Raw genomic sequence first — 17,605 nt, 5'->3', positions numbered from 1 at the left:
CCTGGTCGGGGTGAGAGGATTCGAACCTCCGGCCTCTACGTCCCGAACGTAGCGCTCTACCAGGCTAAGCTACACCCCGCTTCGATACTGCTACTTCGCTAAGTGCGTCGCGCTATCGAGTAAGAGCATAATTCTAGCAGGCTATTTTTGTAATGGGAAGAGGGAAGTGCAGAAATTATTTGCGCGGCCGCATCGGCCTCTTCCTTGGCGCGCGCCAGCGTGTAGTCGAGTGCTCCCGTGCGCGTGATCGCGGCGAGAATCGGCTCGAACTTGTCGGTGCCGCCATTCTCGATCGCTTCGCGCACGAGGGCGCGTTCTTCGTCGGTGCCGTGCTGAAGCACGTGGATCAGCGGCAGCGTGGGCTTGCCTTCGCGCAAATCATCGCCCGCGTTCTTGCCCATCGCGTCGGTGTCGCCGGCGTAGTCGAGCCAGTCGTCCATCAACTGGAAGGCGGTGCCCAGGCGGCCGCCATACTCGCGCACGGCGGCTTCGGTCTGCGCGTCGGCGTTGGCCAGCACGGCGGCGAGCTGCGTGGCCGCCTCGAACAGCGTGGCCGTCTTGTACTTGATGACCTGCAGGTAACGAGCCTCGTCCACGTCCGGGTCGTGCATGTTCAGCAATTGCAGCACTTCGCCTTCGGCGATCACGTTGGTGGCGCGCGCCAGAATCTGCATTACGCGCATGTTGTCCACGCTCACCATCATCTCGAAGGAGCGCGAATACAGAAAGTCGCCGACCAGGACCGAGGCGGCATTGCCGAACAGGGCGTTGGCCGTCTGCTTGCCGCGGCGCAAGTCCGATTCGTCGACGACATCGTCATGCAGCAGCGTGGACGTATGAATGAATTCGATGACTGCGGCGAGCTCGTAACGAGCCGGCGAGGTCACGCCGAGTGCGCCTGAGACGAGCAGCAGCAATGCCGGGCGCAGTCGCTTGCCGCCCGAATTGATGATGTACTCCGAGATCTGATTGATCAGGACCACCTCGGAGGCCAGCCGGTGGCGGATAAGCTGGTCGACGGCACGCATGTCGTCGGCGATGGCGGCCAGTACGTTCTGGGAAGAAGTCGAAGCAGTCAAGACAAGGCTCGGGTGAGGAAAAATTCGCCCCAAATTATATAGTGGGTGCGGCCACTTTCGGGCACCAGAGCCGCGGAATGACTGGCGTCATGGAAGTCTTTGACGCAAAAGGAGAAAGTCTGTATAATTCCCCGTTTTCGTGCGCGCATTCGCTGCGCAAGGTCCGAAAATACTTCGGTATGACGGGCTGCGGCAGTGCGATCGACCGGTAAGTCGAGTCCTTTCGGGACCCTCGGTCTGCACGGAAATTCTCTTGTTTATGAGTGAGGTTCAACAATGTACGCGGTCATAAAAACCGGCGGTAAGCAATATAAGGTTGCTGCTGGCGAAAAGCTCAAAGTAGAACAGATACCGGCTGACATTGGCGCTGAAATCACCATCGACCAGGTTCTCGCCGTCGGCGAGGGTGAATCGATTAAGTTCGGTGCGCCGTTGGTCAGTGGGGCTTCCGTCAAGGCTACCGTTATCGCCCAGGGTCGTCACCCCAAGGTGAAGATTTTCAAGATGCGCCGTCGCAAGCACTACCAAAAGCGTCAAGGCCATCGCCAAAACTACACCGAGCTGCGCATCGACAGCATCAACGGCTAATCGATCGAGCTAGGTAAGGAGTTAAGTCATGGCACACAAAAAAGCAGGCGGATCGTCCCGTAACGGCCGCGATTCCGAGTCGAAGCGCCTTGGCGTGAAGGTGTACGGCGGTCAGGCGATCCTGGCTGGCGGCATCATCGTTCGCCAACGTGGTACTCGTATGCATGCTGGCGAAAACGTCGGCATCGGTAAGGACCACACGCTGTTTGCACTGGCCGACGGCCACGTGCAATTCGCCATCAAGGGCGCAGCGAAGAAGCAAGTGGTTAGCGTGGTGCCGGCAGCGTAAGCTAAGCCTTTTGCCACCAAAAGGCTCCGCTCTCATGCGGAGCCTTTTTTGTTTGTCCCGCAGGCGTGCAGCGAACTTGTCGCGCCCGAAGCGGGTCATTGAACAGTATTCAGGATCGTCTGCGGACGGTCGTTAAGCGGGGCGGACCCACATGAAATTCATAGACGCAGCGCGAATCGAGGTGATCGCCGGAAACGGCGGCAACGGCTCGGCATCGATGCGCCGTGAGAAATTCGTGCCGTTCGGCGGACCTGACGGCGGCGACGGCGGTCGCGGCGGCAGTGTGTTTGCCGTAGCGGATCGCAATATCAATACGCTGATCGATTACCGTTATTCGAAGAAGCATCTGGCGAAGAACGGCGAATCCGGTCGCGGCTCGGACTGTTACGGCAAGGGCGGGGACGACATCTTCCTGCGCATGCCGGTCGGCACGATCATCACCGACATGGACACCGGCGAGACCATTGCCGACCTGACCGAGCACGGTCAGGAAGTCGTGCTCGCACAAGGCGGCGCGGGCGGTCTGGGCAACCTCCACTTCAAGTCGAGCACGAACCGGGCGCCGCGCCAGAAGACCGACGGCAAACCTGGCGAGCGCCGCATGCTCCAGCTTGAGCTCAAGGTGCTCGCGGACGTCGGTTTGCTCGGCATGCCCAACGCGGGCAAGTCGACGTTTATCGCGTCGGTGTCGAATGCGCGTCCGAAAATCGCGGATTATCCGTTTACGACACTGCATCCGAACCTGGGCGTCGTGCGCACCGCGCCGGGCAAGAGCTTCGTGATCGCCGACATTCCGGGATTGATCGAAGGTGCGGCGGAAGGCGCCGGCCTCGGTCACCAGTTCCTGCGTCACTTGCAGCGCACCGGTCTGTTGCTGCATATCGTGGACATTGCACCGTTCGACGAAGGCGTCGATCCGGTCGCGGATGCCAAGGCCATCGTTCTCGAACTGCAAAAGTACGACGAGCAACTGTTCCAGAAGCCGCGTTGGCTCGTGCTCAACAAGGTCGATATGGTGCCTGAAGCGGAGCGCGTCGAGCGCGTGGCCGACTTCAAGAAGCGTTTCGGCTGGGACGGCCCGACCTTCGAGATCTCCGCGTTGACCGGTGAGGGCTGCGAGAAGTTGTGCCTCGCGGTGCAGGAGTACCTGTATCAGCAACGTGGCGCCGTCGAAGAGGCGATCGAAGACGCCGCTGCCGATCCGCGTTTTCGCGCAGGCAGCGCAGCGCCGGAAGCTGCCGTGGCGCCACAAAGCCCAACGGACGACACGCCAAAGGCGTAAACTCCACATCACTCAAACGCTGGCGCTGACGTTCCGGATATCGAGCGCCGACGCCAGCGATCCGGCTGCTGTGGCCCGATGAGAGATGACCGGTGCGCCGCGTCATTCCGGCCTCCCGGCCTCGGCAGTCCCGTCTTCCCAATACATCCGCAGGAGAATCCAGTTCCATGCGTTCGGTCATCGCCGATGCCAAGCGGCTCGTGGTGAAAGTGGGCTCCAGTCTCGTGACCAACGACGGTCGCGGTCTGGATGATGTCGCCATTGCGCGCTGGGCGCAGCAGATCGCCGCTTTGCGGCACGGGGGCGACGGTCGTCTGCCAAAGCAGGTCGTGCTTGTGAGTTCGGGCGCGATCGCCGAGGGCATGCAGCGTCTGGGCTGGGCGCGACGTCCAAAGGCCATCGACGAGTTGCAAGCCGCGGCCGCCGTGGGCCAGATGGGCCTCGCGCAGGTCTACGAGACGCGTTTCGCCGAACATGGCGTGCGTACGGCGCAGATTCTGCTCACCCATGCCGACCTGGCCGATCGCGAACGCTACCTGAACGCGCGCACGACCTTGCTCACGCTGTTGCGCCTCGGTGTGGTGCCGATCATCAATGAGAACGACACCGTCGTGACGGACGAAATCAAGTTCGGCGACAACGACACGCTGGGCGCGCTCGTCACGAACCTGATCGACGGCGACGCGCTCGTCATCCTCACCGACCAGTCGGGCCTATATACCGCCGATCCGCGAAAGCATCCGGACGCCGAATTCGTGCATGAGGCCGAGGCGGGGGACGAACGTCTCGAGGCGATGGCGGGCGGCGCGGGCACCAATATCGGCCGCGGCGGCATGCTGACCAAGATCCTGGCGGCCAAGCGCGCCGCGACGAGTGGCGCACACACCGTGATCGCCTCGGGTCGCGAGGCCGACGTGCTCGTGCGGCTGGCCGGCGGCGAAGCCATCGGTACGCAACTGGTGGCGCGCACGGCGGTACTCACCGCCCGGAAGCAGTGGATGGCCGATCATCTGCAGGTGCGTGGCCGAGTCGTGATCGACGCGGGCGCATGCAAGAAACTGATGGAAGAGGGCAAGAGCCTGCTGCCGATCGGTGTGATCGACGTGGAAGGCACGTTCGCGCGCGGCGAGGTCATTTCCTGCGTGGATGAAGCCGGTCATGAGGTCGCGCGGGGATTGTCGAACTACAGCGCCTCGGAGGCGCGCCTCATTCGCCGTCACCCAAGCAGCGATATCGAGCAGGTGCTGGGTTTCGCGAACGAGCCGGAATTGATTCATCGCGACAACCTGATCTTGCGCTGAGCCTCTCGCACCGAGTCAGCGGCGCGACCCTGAACAAAAAACGCTGGCACGAGATCGTGACCAGCGTTTTTTTATGGCGGCGTTCTGGCGAAGACGTAGAAGATACGTCTTGGCCGGTCGGCTATCAGCGGATTTCAATGCCCGTGAGCACCGGCCGGCGCCGGTAAGCGCCAGTCAGAGTGCCGTTTAGCGTCGATTAGCGCCGATTACCGATATGCGGCGGGTGTCGTCGGATAGCGCAGGTTCTGCACGATGTCCTTGGCGGTGCCATACGGCGTCTTGTCCTGGCAGAGGAAATCGCGATAAAGAATGCCCTGATAGGCGGTCGAACCGTACGGCTTGATGGGACGCCATTCGCTGTTGCGCGCTGCGACCCAGGTGCCGTCAGGGCGACCGGTGGCGTAAAGGCGCGATTCGAACGTTGCGCAATGCATGCCTTCGTACGAGACGTTACGTGCGCCTTCCTTGCTGCGAATGACGGCGATGTAGCGAACCACGCCGTCTTCGCGCGTCACTTCGATGGACTTCGCGTCGATGGCGTAGTCGAGCGACGAATTCGGCAGCGTGGGGAAACTGATGAGATCGGCGTCCTGCGGCGCAGTGGTCGGCAGCTTGAATTCCGCTTCCTTCCATTTGCCCTTGTTGGCCTCCTGCTGAGCCAGGTACTCGTCAAAGTCCTGGACGGGCTGCGACGTGCTGCTGCATGCGGCCACCAACGCAAGGGCGGCCAAAGAGACGAGCGTGGCCAGGCGCGGGGCGCGGCGGGCGAGGAAAGGGCGCATGGAAATGTGGTTGAGAGATCAGAAAAAAAGCGGGCGCGGGCATGGTGCCCGCGTCCGGTATTGAGACAGGTCGACAGCCGCGCGGTTCAGTGCTCCCGGCGGTGTCGGGCGTCGACACTGTCCGCGTTGGCGGTGTTGGCAGCGGGCTCCACCGTACCGCCACAGTCAGCGGTGCCGAAACCGTCGTCTTGCCCGTGCGAAGCGTCCGTGGCGCCCGGCGGCATCTCGCCGACCCGCGCCCCGGCGCGCGGAAACCGTCGCCGGTCCTGCTGGGCGCGTGCGGCCGAGCGTCGCAGATAGCGCGAGAGTTCGTTCAGCGCGAGCTGATAGACCTCGCGCTTGAACTCGATCACCGCGTCGAGCGGCACCCAGTATTCGTTCCAGCGCCAGGCGTCGAACTCCGGATGATCGGTCGCGCGAAGGCAAATATCGCAGTCGCGTCCGACCATGCGCAGCAGGAACCAGATCTGCTTCTGGCCCCGGTAATGTCCGCGCACTTCGCGTTTGATGAATTTGTCCGGCACCTCATAACGCAGCCAGTCGCGTGTGCGACCGATGATTTTGACGTGTTCTGGCTTTAGCCCGGTTTCCTCGTGCAATTCTCGGAACATGGCCTGTTCTGGCGTTTCGCCGTACTTGATGCCGCCTTGCGGGAATTGCCAGGAGTGCTCGCCCAGCCGCTTGCCCCAGAACACTTCATTGCGTGCGTTTAAGAGGATGATGCCGACGTTCGGGCGAAAGCCTTCACGGTCCAGCATACAACCACCCTTGAATCCTTTAAAATTGCTTCGATTATAAACAGATAATCACCGGCGCGGCGGCCGGCGGCGGCTCGGGCAACCGGGGCGGCGCGTACGGCCGGCGGGAGTCTCAGGGGCTGCGAAGCCAGCGTCCTGACGCCGCGGCCCCCGCTTCCGTGCAACAGACCGAACCGCCGCGTGCGCCGCTGACCCTATTTTTTCCCGGAAATCTGCATGAAAGCCTCTCGTTTCTTCATCGGCACCCTCAAGGAAGCCCCCGCCGACGCCGAAATCGTCAGCCACAAGCTGATGATGCGCGCCGGCATGATTCGCCGCGTCGCCGGCGGTATCTACGATTACCTGCCGATCGGGCTGCGCTCGATCCGCAAGGTCGAAGCCATCGTCCGTGAAGAAATGAATCGCGCCGGTGCGCTCGAGTTGCTCATGCCAGCCGTACAGCCGGCAGAACTGTGGCAGGAATCGGGCCGCTGGGAGAAGTACGGCCCGGAACTGCTGCGCCTGAAGGACCGCAACGATCGCGAATTCGTCGTCGGCCCGACCCACGAAGAAGTGGTGACGGACATCGCACGTCGCGAAATCAAGAGCTATCGTCAGTTGCCGGTGAACTTCTATCAGGTGCAGACGAAGTTCCGTGACGAAATCCGCCCGCGTTTCGGCGTGATGCGCGGTCGCGAATTCATCATGAAGGACGCCTACTCCTTCGACAAGGATCGTGCCGGCCTGCAAGTGTCGTACCAGAAGATGTTCGACGCCTACGTGCGCATCTTCACCCGCCTGGGCCTGGAATTCCGCGCCGTGGTGGCAGACAACGGCTCCATCGGCGGCTCGGGTTCGCACGAATTCCACGTGATCGCCGAGACCGGTGAAGACGCCATCGCCTACTGCCCGACGTCGGACTATGCCGCGAACGTCGAGATGGCCGAAGCGCTGCCCCCGCAGGGCGAGCGCGCCGCGCCTGCCGAAGCCATGACCAAGACGGCAACGCCGGGCAAGGCAAAGTGCGAGGCAGTGGCCGAACTGCTTTCGATCCCGCTGCAACGCACGGTCAAGTCGATCGTGCTCGCCACGGACAGCGACGCAGGCACCACCGTCTGGCTGCTGTTGCTGCGTGGCGATCACGAACTCAACGAAATCAAGGCGAGCAAGGTGCCCGGGCTGTCGGACCTGCGTTTTGCCACTGAAGCCGAAATCGTCGAATGGTTCGGCACGCCCCCGGGCTACCTCGGCCCGATCGGCACGAAGAAGCCGGTGAAGCTCGTGGTCGACCGCAGCGTTGCGCACATGAGCGATTTCGTCGTGGGCGCGAACGAGAAGGACTTCCACATTACGGGCGTGAACTGGGGCCGCGATCTGCCGGAACCGGAAATCGTGGCCGATCTGCGCAACATCGTGCCGGGCGACGCTTCGCCGGACGGCAAGGGTGAAATCGCGCTGTGCCGCGGTATCGAAGTCGGTCACGTGTTCCAACTCGGCACGAAGTATTCGGACGCCATGAATGCCACGTTCCTCGACGAAACGGGCAAGCCCGCGCCGATGGAGATGGGTTGCTACGGTATCGGCATTACGCGCATTCTCGGTGCGGCCATCGAACAGAACTTCGACGAGCGCGGCATCATCTGGCCGGAATCGATCGCGCCGTTCGAAGTGGTGCTGTGCCCGATGGGCTACGACCGCAGCGAGGCCGTGCGTGCGGCTGCCGACAAGCTGTATGAAGATCTGCTGGCCGCCGGTATCGACGTGATTCTGGACGACCGCGGCGAGCGCCCGGGTGTGATGTTTGCCGACTGGGAACTGATCGGTGTGCCGCACCGCGTGGTGATCGGTGACCGGGGTCTGAAGGAAGGCAAGATCGAGTATCAGGGCCGTCGCGACACGGAAGCCCAACTCCTCGACGCAGCAAGCGTCGCGGACGTCGTCACCGGCAAGGTGCGCGCCGCCAAGGGCGTTTGAGCGACGCGGCATGACGCCGCGCCAATGCGTTACGCATTGAGCGTTACGCGCATTGGCGACGGCGGTCTTCCCGTCTCGCTCGGAACGGCATCACCTGACGGCAGTCGCTTGGGCGGCTGCCGTTTTTTTCGTGCGTCGTCCCTGAATCTCCAAACTCTCTGAAAAATCGGAAAGCGTCGTTCGTATGGAATACACGTTCGCGTCGGCCACCGTGCTGCTGCTGCTCATCACTGATCCGTTCGGCAACATCCCCATCTTCGTGAACGCACTGAAGAACGTGCCGGCCAGCCGACGGCCGCGGGTGATCTTGCGAGAGGTGTTGATTGCGTTTGCGATCCTGCTGATTTTCATGCTGGTCGGCGAGCGCTTTTTGCGCATGATGAGCCTCACCGACCTCTCGCTGCAACTGGCAGGCGGGATCGTGCTGTTCCTGATCGCACTGCGCATGATCTTTCCGCGCCCGGACAATGGCAGCTTGCCGGATGCTGGCGAGCCGCTCATCGTGCCGCTTGCGATTCCGGCATTGGCGGGCCCGTCGGCGCTCGCGACGGTCATGCTGCTCGTGTCTCAGCAACCGGGGCGCATGCTCGAGTGGGTCACTGCGCTGAGCGTGACGATGCTCGTGTGTGCGGTCGTGCTGCTGCTGGCCGACCGAATCGAGCGCTGGGTCGGGTCGCGTGTGGTCGCGGCGTTCGAGCGCCTGATGGGACTGATTCTGGTGGCGATCTCGGTCGAGATGATCCTCAAGGGCGTGAAAGTGTTCGTCCACCAGTTCTGATTGGATGTCTCGCTAACGGCCGCTTTCGGGCCCGCCGGCTTATGCAGAGGCGCGAGGCAACACGCGCCAAAAAAGAAAAGGGACCTGGTGAAGGTCCCTTTCTGTTCCTGCCGTCCGCTGAGGTTCCGTCCGCTGAGGCGCCGTCAAGGCCCAGACGCCTCGCCGGCCATCGTTCGGAAATCAGCGCGGCGTCGTCAGCGCGCGGATCGCCGGCAGATTGCGCCAGTAACCCCTGGCGTCCATGCCGCAGCCGAAGACGTAGCGATCCGGCACGGTGAAGCCGCAGAAATCCGGATGCGAGGGCTTTTCCTTGGTCAACAGCTTCTCGCACAGTACGGCGCTGTAGAACTTCGATGCGCCCATCTCCAGAATGCGGTCGCGAATCGCGGCCATGGTGGCGCCTTCGTCGAGAATATCGTCGAGCACGAGCACGACGCGGTCACGGACCGAGTCGCGCGGCGCCACGCGCCACTGCATTGCGCCGCCGGTGGTCGTGTTGTTGTAGCGCGAGAGATGGATGTAGTCGAACTCGAGCGGGAAGTCGAGGCGCGGCAACAGCATGCCGGTGAAGACGGCGGCGCCGCCCATGACCGACAGCACCATCGGAAATTCGTCGCCAACGGCTGCCTTGATGGCCTTGGCCATCGTGTCGACGGAGCGGCTGACCTCGTCGGCGGAGACGATTTCTTCGGAATTACGGAATACTTCGAGGGCTTCTTCGCGGTTCATATGGGGCGACCCTGTGGAACGGTGTTGCGGGGGATTCGCTAAGTGCGGCCCGGAGTATATCGGGAAAACACGGCGCAGACTTCCCGAGCGTAATCCCTGCCGCCGGCGCGCGACCGGATGAGACCTGATCAGCGCATGCCGGGCATCATGCCCTTCATGCTGCGCATCATCTTCATCATGCCACCGCCTTTGAGTTTCTTCATCATGGTGCGCATCTGATCGTACTGATTGAGCATGCGGTTGACTTCCTGCACCTGAACGCCCGCGCCGGCGGCGATGCGGCGCTTGCGACTTGCCTTGATCAGCTCGGGCTTGGCACGCTCGGCAGGCGTCATCGAATTGATGATGCCCTCCATGCGGCGCACCTGTTTTTCCGCCTGATCCATGTTCGTCTGGCTGGCGGCCGCCTGAAACTGCGCCGGCAGCTTGTCCATGAGCGACGACAGGCCGCCCATCTTCTTCATCTGGCCGATTTGCGCCTTGAAGTCGTTCAGATCGAAGTCGCCGCCTTTCTTGACCTTGTCCGCGAGTTTCTGGGCGGCCTGGACGTCGACGCCACGTTGCGCTTCTTCGACGAGGGCGAGAATGTCGCCCATGCCGAGAATCCGGTTGGCCATGCGGTCCGGATGGAAGACTTCGAGGCCGTCGAGCTTTTCGCCCACGCCCACGAACTTGATCGGCTTGCCCGTAATGTGGCGCACGGACAGCGCGGCGCCGCCGCGCGAGTCGCCGTCGAGCTTGGTGAGCACCACGCCGGTGAGCGGCAGCGCGTCATTGAAGGCGCGGGCGGTGTTCACGGCGTCCTGACCGAGCATGGCGTCGACGACGAAGAGCGTTTCGATCGGTTTCAGTTCGGCATGCAGGGCGCTGATTTCCTGCATCATCGCTTCGTCGATACCGAGACGGCCGGCCGTGTCCACGAGCAGCACTTCGTGGTGATGGCGACGTGCCCAGTCGACGGCCGCGCGGGCGATGTCGACCGGCTTTTGGTCAGGCTGCGACGGGAAGAAGTCGGCGTCGACCTGCTTCGTGACCGTCTCCAACTGCGCGATAGCGGCCGGACGGTAGACGTCGGTGGAAACCGTCAGGACTTTCTTCTTCTGGGCGCGCAGCAGCCTGGCGAGCTTGCCGACGGTGGTGGTCTTGCCTGCCCCCTGCAAACCGGCCATCAGAATGATGGCGGGCGGCGTGGTGGCGAGATTGAGTTCGGCGGCGCGGCCTTCGTAATCGCCGCCCATGAGTGCCGTGAGTTCGCGCTGAACCACGCCGACGAGGGCCTGGCCGGGCGAAAGGCTGGAAATGACTTCTTCGCCGAGGGCCTTTTCCTTCACCTTGGCGATGAAATCGCGCACCACCGGCAGGGCGACGTCGGCCTCGAGCAGGGCGAGGCGCACTTCGCGCAGCATTTCCTGCGTATTGGCCTCGGTCAGCCGGGCTTCGCCGCGCAGCGTCTTGACGACTTTGGCAAGCCGCGTAGTGAGATTGTCGAGCATGAAACGTATCCTGTAAGACCAACAGCGGCCTCGTTTGCCTGTCCTCCGGCCGATTAACCGTGCGGTCAATTGGGATTCATGGCGGTGACAAGCACGGCAGCGCGCCCCTCATGGGCTGGTGTAAACTTCAAACATGACTATTTTACTGTATGCGCTGACCGCCATCCTCTACGCCGGGTTGGCGGTTTGTTCGTGGCAGGGTTACCGGCGCGACGCCGCGCTCGCTCTCGCGGGCGGCCAGGTCGCGCCTGCGCCTGTCACGGGCACGCCCTCGCGCTGGCCGATGCAGCTCTCGCTGTTCGCGGCGCTCATGCTGCACGGGGTGCTGCTGCATCAGACCATCTTCCGCGCAGACAGCATGCACTTCGGTTTTGCGTACATGCTCTCGGCCATGTTGTGGCTCTCGGTCGGGATTTACTGGATCGAGAGTTTCTTCTTCCCGCTCGACAGCCTGCGACTGATGGTCACACCCGTGGCTGCCGTCGCGTGCCTGTTGCCGATGATCTTCCCGGACGTGCGGATTCTCGGCTTTGCGGCGGATCCGATTTTCAAGGCGCACTTCATCATCGCGAACATGGCCTATGGGCTGTTCGCGCTCGCGGCGCTGCATGCGTTGCTCATGCTCTATGCCGAGCGACAACTGCATCCGTCCCGTGGCCTTGAGGCGACCGGCTGGCTGTCTCGCTGGCTTGAGACACTGCCGCCGCTGCTCACGATGGAGAAGCTGTTGTTCCGCCTGATCGGCGCGGGGTTTGTCCTGCTCACGCTGACATTGATTTCGGGGGTGATGTTCTCCGAGGCGCTGTTCGGGCGTGCGGTGCGCATCGATCACAAAACCGTGTTCGCGGTGGTGTCGTGGCTGATGTTCGGCGCGGTGCTCCTCGGGCGGCATTTTTACGGGTGGCGCGGCAAGGTCGCGCTGCGTTGGGTTCTGGCGTCATTCGTGGCGCTGTTGCTGGCGTATGTCGGTTCTCGCTTCGTGCTTGAGGTGGTGCTGCATCGCATGACGGAGACTTGAAGCGCGATGCGCAATATCCTGCTGTTACTGTTGCTCTTGATTGCCGGGACGTGGTGGATGCGTCACAACGAACGCAAGCGCAATGCCGGGCGTCCCGGGCAGAACGAACGCATGCGCACGCCGCCGGGCGGAGAAGGGCGCACGAGCGCGCGTCAGTCGTTGCCGCCCGCGGAGCGCATGGTGCGTTGCAGCGAGTGCGATACCTATCTTCCCGAGAGCGAGTCGCTGGCCGGCGCCGGCGGCACGCACTTTTGCAGCGCCGCGCATCGCGACGCGTATGGGGCGCGTGGGTGACGCGTGGGTGACGCGCGAACACCGCGTCTGAACCTCGCGGCGCGAGCCGCTCGCGCAGCGTTTCCGTCACATGGCGCTGCGTCTCGCATCGCCGCCCCTCTCCTGTCTGTCATCGTGCGACATCAGCCGACGCCCATTCGGATGCAGCGGCTTGCGCATGCGTGTCGCATGCACTAAAACACAGTTACCGACCCCGTCCATAACAGCCATAACGAAGGGGCGCGACGACAGGAGGGCGCAATATGCTAATGCGCAGACGGATGTATTTCCTTCTTCCCGATCTGGCGAGTGCCCAGCGCACGATGAGCGACTTGTTGCTCGCCCGCATCGAGGAGCGTCACATCCACTTCATGGCACGTGACGAAATGGACCTGGAGGGACTGCACGAGGCTAACCTGCTACAGACTTCCGACATCGTGCACGGCGCAGAGGCCGGGCTCGTGATCGGCGGCTTCTGTGGGCTGGCAGTCGGTGCAGTCGCCGCGTTTTTCCCCATCGTGGGCACGCGTCCCCAGTGGGAACTGATGATCGTGACGGCCCCCCTCGGTGCCCTGTTCGGGGCCTGGGTGTCGAGCATGATCGGGGTTTCCGTGCCGAATTCGCGGCTCAAGGCATTTCGTGAGCCGATGGAGCGCGGCATGATCCTGCTCATGGTCGATGTGCGCGAGAGCCGTGTGGACGAGATTCGCGACATGCTCAAGGAGCATCACCCCGAGGCGCATATGGAAGGCGTCGAGGCAGCCATTCCGGCGTTCCCGTGACCGGGAGCGAGGTCGGGGTTGATGTCGGGGGCAGTGCGGGAGAGGTTGGCGATGTGGCGGCCGCCATGCGAAAGCGTCGGCCACAGTGCGAACGAAGGTGTTTTACCGGCCGGCAACGGCCATTGGCGTCGCCCCTGTGAGCGGCGCGGGATGGTGTGCGTGTCTTGCAGGCGATGCCGGACACGAGCGCAGCGCCATCCCCGGGCGTGGACACGCCCACGGAAGCCTCTCGGCCCGGTTTGGCGAGAGGCTTCTTCTTTGGGAATTCTCCTTTTATTTTTCGACTTGTTTCAGACGATGACCCGCGTGACACTGGCCCGCGGGCACCTTGCCGAACGGACCGCGCCCCGACTCGGTCACCGGCGGGGTCACGCCAAGTGGGCTACAATGCCACCCCTCGCTCTACGGGAGTTCGCTGTGCCCGTCATGCTCCAGTCATCTGCGTCCCCTAACGTTGCGCACCGAAGGAAGGGCCTGTCCGGTCAGGTCCGTGAGTCGGCTTTGCTGCGAGGCGACGCATGAACGCGTCGGACAACTTGCCGGTCTTCACGCTCGACACCGAAGGCTGGATCAGGCAAGCCGAGCGTCTGCCGTCGCCGAATTTCGATGGCCGTCCGCAGAACATGCCCATTGGCTTGCTCGTGGTGCACAACATTTCGCTGCCGCCCGGGCAATTCGGCGGCGACGAAATTCCTGCGTTCTTCCAGAATCGGCTCGATCACGATGCGCATCCGTTCTTCGACGAGATTCGTGGCGTGCACGTCTCATCGCACTTTCTGGTGCGGCGCGATGGTGCGTTGCAGCAGTTCGTGTCGTGCGATGCGCGGGCGTGGCACGCCGGGGCGTCGTCGTTCGAAGGACGCACGCGCTGCAATGATTTTTCCATCGGCGTTGAACTGGAAGGGACAGACGACCTGCCATTTACCGCCGCGCAATACGTGACGCTGGCGGCGCTCACCCGCGTTTTGCGCGAGCGTTATCCGATTCAAGCCGTGGCCGGGCATGCCGATATAGCACCTGGCCGCAAGACGGATCCGGGGCCGCATTTCGAATGGCAGCGACTGCGTCGAATGGCGGCATTGACGCCCGAGGCGTTGCCGTTCCAGCCCAAGGATTAACCCTCACCGGGGGACAGGTTTTGCTTGACACGAAGACGGCGCGGGCCTTCCCGGGACACAAATTTTTGATTTTGCGGAGTGCGTCATCTCCACTATACTTAGTGCCAATCCGGCCGCTGACCACTACATATAGTGGTCGGTGACGGGAAGCAGGATCCATCAATACCGTGCTTGCCCCGCGGCGTTTTATGGGGCAGTACAGCAGCAAAGCCGTGCAGCGGACACCTCGAACCCTTGGCCGTCCGTCGGTCGTGCGGTGTTCAGCACTTCGCTCCATCGGCGCCCCCAGGGCGCATTTTTGCCGACTTGGTACTTCGTATTAGCTGGTGGAAGTGCGCTAACAGCACCATCTCATTGGAACGGGAGTTTTTACATGCAGACTAACGAAAACCTCACCCGCCCGAACCCGACGCCCGCCACGAACGCTGGCAGCGGCACGGGTGCGTCGGCGCCCCAGACGACGGGCGCATTCGAGCCGGCAACCAATGCCGACTTCAAAGTGATTCGACGCAACGGCGCGGTGGTGGGTTTCGAGCCGTCGAAGATCGCGATCGCCGTGACCAAGGCGTTCCTCGCCGTGAACGGCGGTCAGGGTGCGGCTTCGGCGCGCGTACGCGAACTTGTGGAACAGTTGACGCAGAACGTCGTGCGCGCGCTGGTGCGCAGCCGCCCGAACGGCGGTACGTTCCACATCGAAGACATTCAGGATCAGGTCGAACTCGCGCTCATGCGCGAAGGCGAGCACAACGTGGCGCGCGCTTACGTGCTGTACCGCGAGAAGCGCTCGCAAGAGCGCGCGAGCGCGGGCGAGGCCACGCAAGAGGCGGCGACGCCCGACACCCCGGTGCTGCATGTCACCGATAACGGTGTGACGCGCCCGCTCGACATGGCGGCGCTGCGTAACGTGGTGAAGGCGGCCTGCGAAAACCTCGGCAGTGAAGTCACCGCCGAGCCGATCCTGACCGAAACCATCAAGAACCTGTACGACGGCGTGCCGCTGTCGCAGGTCTACGATTCGGCGATCCTCGCCTCGCGTACCCTCATCGAGAAGGAACCGGCTTACAGCCAGGTCACCGCGCGTATCCTGATGCACACGATCCGCCGCGAAATCCTGGGCGAAGAGGTGCCGCAGGCCGAGATGGCCGCGCGTTACATCGAATACTTCCCGCGCTTCATCAAGCAAGGCGTCGACGCCGAACTGCTCGACGAGCAACTGCTCTCGTACGACCTCGGCAAGCTGGCTGCCGCGCTCGATGCGAACCGCGACCTGCAATTCAACTACCTTGGCTTGCAGACGCTGTACGACCGTTACTTCCTGCACATCGAAAACCATCGCATCGAAATGCCGCAGGCCTTCTATATGCGTGTGGCGATGGGGCTGGCCCTGAACGAAGTCGAACGCGAAGCGCGTGCGATCGAGTTCTACCAGATCCTGTCGAGTTTCGACTTCATGAGCTCCACGCCGACGCTGTTCAACTCGGGCACGCGTCGCTCGCAGCTCTCGTCGTGCTACCTGACGACCGTCTCGGATGATCTGGAAGGCATTTACGAAGCGCTCAAGGAAAACGCACTGCTCTCGAAGTTCGCCGGCGGTTTGGGCAACGACTGGACCCAGGTTCGCGCGCTTGGCTCGCATATCAAGGGCACGAACGGCAAGAGCCAGGGCGTGGTCCCGTTCCTGAAGGTAGTCAACGACACGGCCGTGGCCGTGAACCAGGGTGGCAAGCGCAAGGGCGCGGTCTGCGCCTATCTGGAAACGTGGCACCTGGATATCGAAGAATTCCTGGAACTGCGCAAGAACACGGGTGACGATCGTCGCCGCACGCACGACATGAACACGGCGAACTGGATTCCCGATCTGTTCATGAAGCGCGTGATGGAAGGCGGTGAATGGACGCTGTTCTCGCCGTCGACCTGCCCGGATCTGCACGACAAGTTCGGCAAGGCGTTCGAGCAGGCCTACACGGCCTACGAAGAGAAGGCCGCGCGCGGTGAAATCAAGCTGTTCAAGAAGGTGCCGGCGCAAGCGCTGTGGCGCAAGATGCTGGGCATGCTGTTCGAGACCGGCCATCCGTGGATCACGTTCAAGGATCCGTGCAACATCCGCTCGCCGCAGCAACACGTTGGCGTGGTGCACTCGTCGAACCTGTGCACGGAAATCACGCTCAATACGAGCGAGACGGAAATCGCCGTGTGTAACCTCGGCTCGGTGAACCTCGTGGCTCACCTGAAGCAGACGGCCAACGGCTACGAGCTGGATCACGAGAAGCTGCAACGCACCATCCGTGTGGCGATGCGCATGCTCGACAACGTCATCGACATCAATTACTACGCGGTGGCGAAGGCGCGCAATTCGAACCTGCATCACCGTCCGGTGGGCCTGGGCATCATGGGCTTCCAGGACTGCCTGCACCTGCTGCGCACGCCGTACGCGTCGAACGCCGCCGTCGAGTTCGCCGACCGTTCGATGGAAGCGGTTTGCTACTACGCTTACTGGGCATCGACCGAGCTCGCGAAGGAACGTGGTCAGTACTCGTCGTACAAGGGCTCGCTGTGGGATCGTGGCATCCTGCCGCAAGACTCGCTCAAGCTGCTCATGGAAGAGCGCGGCGGTTACGTCGACGTCGACCTGTCGAGCACGCTCGACTGGGACAGCCTGCGCAAGCACATCGCTTCGCACGGCATGCGCAACTCAAACTGCGTGGCGATTGCCCCGACAGCGACCATCTCGAACATCATCGGCGTCTCGGCCTGTATCGAGCCGACGTTCCAGAACCTGTACGTGAAGTCGAACCTGTCGGGCGAATTCACGGTGGTCAACGAGTATCTGGTGCGTGACCTGAAGGCCCGCGGTCTGTGGGACGAAGTGATGGTCGCCGACCTGAAGTACTTCGACGGTTCGCTCGCGCGCATCGACCGCGTGCCGGCCGATCTGCGCGAGATCTACGCCACGGCGTTCGAAGTTGAGCCGAAGTGGCTGGTCGAGGCGGCGTCGCGTCGTCAGAAGTGGATCGATCAGGCGCAGTCGCTCAATATCTATATGGCGGGCGCCTCGGGCAAGAAGCTCGACGAGACGTACAAGCTGGCCTGGACGCGTGCGCTGAAGACCACGTACTACCTCCGTACGATGGCGGCCACGCACGTCGAGAAGTCGACGGTGAGCCATGGCGCGCTTAACGCGGTGCCGAGCTCGGGCGGTGTGTCGGGCGGCTTCTCGGCCGAACCGACCTCGCCGCTGGCCCAGCCGATGCCGGAAGCCGAAGGCGCGGTCTGCACGATGCGTCCGGGCGATCCGGGCTTCGAAGAGTGCGAGGCTTGCCAGTAAGCCGGGTGTGATGCCGTGCCGCATTCGACATGCGGCACGCCCCATCGGGAAAACCCC

Annotated in this window: 16 protein-coding genes and 1 tRNA gene; 11 read left to right on the top strand and 6 right to left on the bottom strand. The window is 62.7% G+C overall.

Going from position 1 to position 17,605, the window contains the following annotated elements; all coding sequences use genetic code 11:
* Positions 1-2: 2 nt before the first annotated feature.
* A tRNA-Pro gene (locus tag UC34_RS21635) sits at positions 3-79 on the bottom strand.
* 19 nt (positions 80-98) lie between these two features.
* Positions 99-1,028 (bottom strand): polyprenyl synthetase family protein, encoded by a 930-nt coding sequence (locus UC34_RS21630; protein ID WP_237165355.1) that lies wholly within the window; start codon positions 1,026-1,028, stop codon positions 99-101.
* A 327-nt stretch (positions 1,029-1,355) separates the two neighbouring features.
* Here UC34_RS21630 and rplU point away from each other — a divergent pair, with 327 nt between their 5' ends.
* The 4 genes from rplU (at position 1,356) to proB (ending at position 4,539) form a co-directional block, all read left to right on the top strand.
* Positions 1,356-1,667: a 50S ribosomal protein L21 gene (gene rplU / locus UC34_RS21625; protein WP_010803930.1), complete on the top strand. Its 312-nt coding sequence runs from the start codon at positions 1,356-1,358 to the stop codon at positions 1,665-1,667.
* Between the two features lie 28 nt (positions 1,668-1,695).
* Positions 1,696-1,956 (top strand): 50S ribosomal protein L27, encoded by a 261-nt coding sequence (gene rpmA / locus UC34_RS21620; protein WP_017234735.1) that lies wholly within the window; start codon positions 1,696-1,698, stop codon positions 1,954-1,956.
* 151 nt (positions 1,957-2,107) lie between these two features.
* On the top strand, positions 2,108-3,238 hold the full coding sequence (gene cgtA, locus UC34_RS21615; RefSeq protein WP_044457145.1) for an Obg family GTPase CgtA: 1,131 nt from the start codon (positions 2,108-2,110) through the stop codon (positions 3,236-3,238).
* 167 nt (positions 3,239-3,405) lie between these two features.
* A complete protein-coding gene (gene proB, locus UC34_RS21610) occupies positions 3,406-4,539 on the top strand; it encodes a glutamate 5-kinase (protein ID WP_044457144.1) in 1,134 nt (377 codons plus the stop codon).
* A 206-nt stretch (positions 4,540-4,745) separates the two neighbouring features.
* Here the strand turns inward: proB and UC34_RS21605 are convergent, their stop codons facing one another.
* Together UC34_RS21605 and UC34_RS21600 are read right to left on the bottom strand one after the other, a co-directional pair.
* Entirely contained in the window at positions 4,746-5,321 is a 576-nt protein-coding gene (locus UC34_RS21605) for a CNP1-like family protein (protein WP_044457143.1), read from the bottom strand.
* A gap of 86 nt (positions 5,322-5,407) precedes the next feature.
* Positions 5,408-6,079: an RNA pyrophosphohydrolase gene (locus tag UC34_RS21600; protein WP_044457142.1), complete on the bottom strand. Its 672-nt coding sequence runs from the start codon at positions 6,077-6,079 to the stop codon at positions 5,408-5,410.
* A 216-nt stretch (positions 6,080-6,295) separates the two neighbouring features.
* Between UC34_RS21600 and UC34_RS21590 the strand changes: the two genes are divergently transcribed.
* The gene (locus tag UC34_RS21590; protein ID WP_044457141.1) at positions 6,296-8,032 is read left to right on the top strand and encodes a proline--tRNA ligase; all 1,737 of its coding nucleotides are present in this window, start codon (positions 6,296-6,298) and stop codon (positions 8,030-8,032) included.
* Positions 8,033-8,216: 184 nt separating this feature from the next.
* Positions 8,217-8,810, top strand: a complete 594-nt coding sequence (locus UC34_RS21585; protein ID WP_044457140.1) for a MarC family protein — start codon at positions 8,217-8,219, stop codon at positions 8,808-8,810.
* 180 nt (positions 8,811-8,990) lie between these two features.
* Here the strand turns inward: UC34_RS21585 and UC34_RS21580 are convergent, their stop codons facing one another.
* Together UC34_RS21580 and ffh are read right to left on the bottom strand one after the other, a co-directional pair.
* Entirely contained in the window at positions 8,991-9,539 is a 549-nt protein-coding gene (locus UC34_RS21580) for a hypoxanthine-guanine phosphoribosyltransferase (RefSeq protein WP_044457139.1), read from the bottom strand.
* Between the two features lie 128 nt (positions 9,540-9,667).
* Positions 9,668-11,032, bottom strand: coding sequence for a signal recognition particle protein (ffh, locus tag UC34_RS21575; protein ID WP_044457138.1), 1,365 nt, complete (start codon positions 11,030-11,032; stop codon positions 9,668-9,670).
* A 133-nt stretch (positions 11,033-11,165) separates the two neighbouring features.
* Between ffh and UC34_RS21570 the strand changes: the two genes are divergently transcribed.
* The 5 genes from UC34_RS21570 (at position 11,166) to UC34_RS21550 (ending at position 17,548) form a co-directional block, all read left to right on the top strand.
* Positions 11,166-12,050, top strand: a complete 885-nt coding sequence (locus UC34_RS21570) for a cytochrome C assembly family protein (protein WP_044457137.1) — start codon at positions 11,166-11,168, stop codon at positions 12,048-12,050.
* Positions 12,051-12,056: 6 nt separating this feature from the next.
* Positions 12,057-12,344 (top strand): PP0621 family protein, encoded by a 288-nt coding sequence (locus UC34_RS21565; RefSeq protein WP_044457136.1) that lies wholly within the window; start codon positions 12,057-12,059, stop codon positions 12,342-12,344.
* Between the two features lie 248 nt (positions 12,345-12,592).
* Positions 12,593-13,105 carry a DUF1269 domain-containing protein gene (locus UC34_RS21560; RefSeq protein WP_044457135.1) on the top strand — a complete coding sequence of 171 codons (513 nt, stop codon included), beginning with the start codon at positions 12,593-12,595 and terminating at the stop codon, positions 13,103-13,105.
* Positions 13,106-13,623: 518 nt separating this feature from the next.
* Positions 13,624-14,223 carry a 1,6-anhydro-N-acetylmuramyl-L-alanine amidase AmpD gene (gene ampD / locus UC34_RS21555; RefSeq protein ID WP_044457134.1) on the top strand — a complete coding sequence of 200 codons (600 nt, stop codon included), beginning with the start codon at positions 13,624-13,626 and terminating at the stop codon, positions 14,221-14,223.
* Between the two features lie 373 nt (positions 14,224-14,596).
* Positions 14,597-17,548: a ribonucleoside-diphosphate reductase subunit alpha gene (locus UC34_RS21550; protein WP_044457133.1), complete on the top strand. Its 2,952-nt coding sequence runs from the start codon at positions 14,597-14,599 to the stop codon at positions 17,546-17,548.
* The last annotated feature ends 57 nt before the right edge of the window (positions 17,549-17,605 follow it).

Origin of the sequence: Pandoraea vervacti (assembly GCF_000934605.2) — a bacterium.
Taxonomy (GTDB): Bacteria; Pseudomonadota; Gammaproteobacteria; order Burkholderiales; family Burkholderiaceae; genus Pandoraea; species Pandoraea vervacti.
The sequence above is the reverse complement of the archived record's forward strand: the minus strand, read 5'-3'. Positions and strand labels throughout refer to the sequence as shown.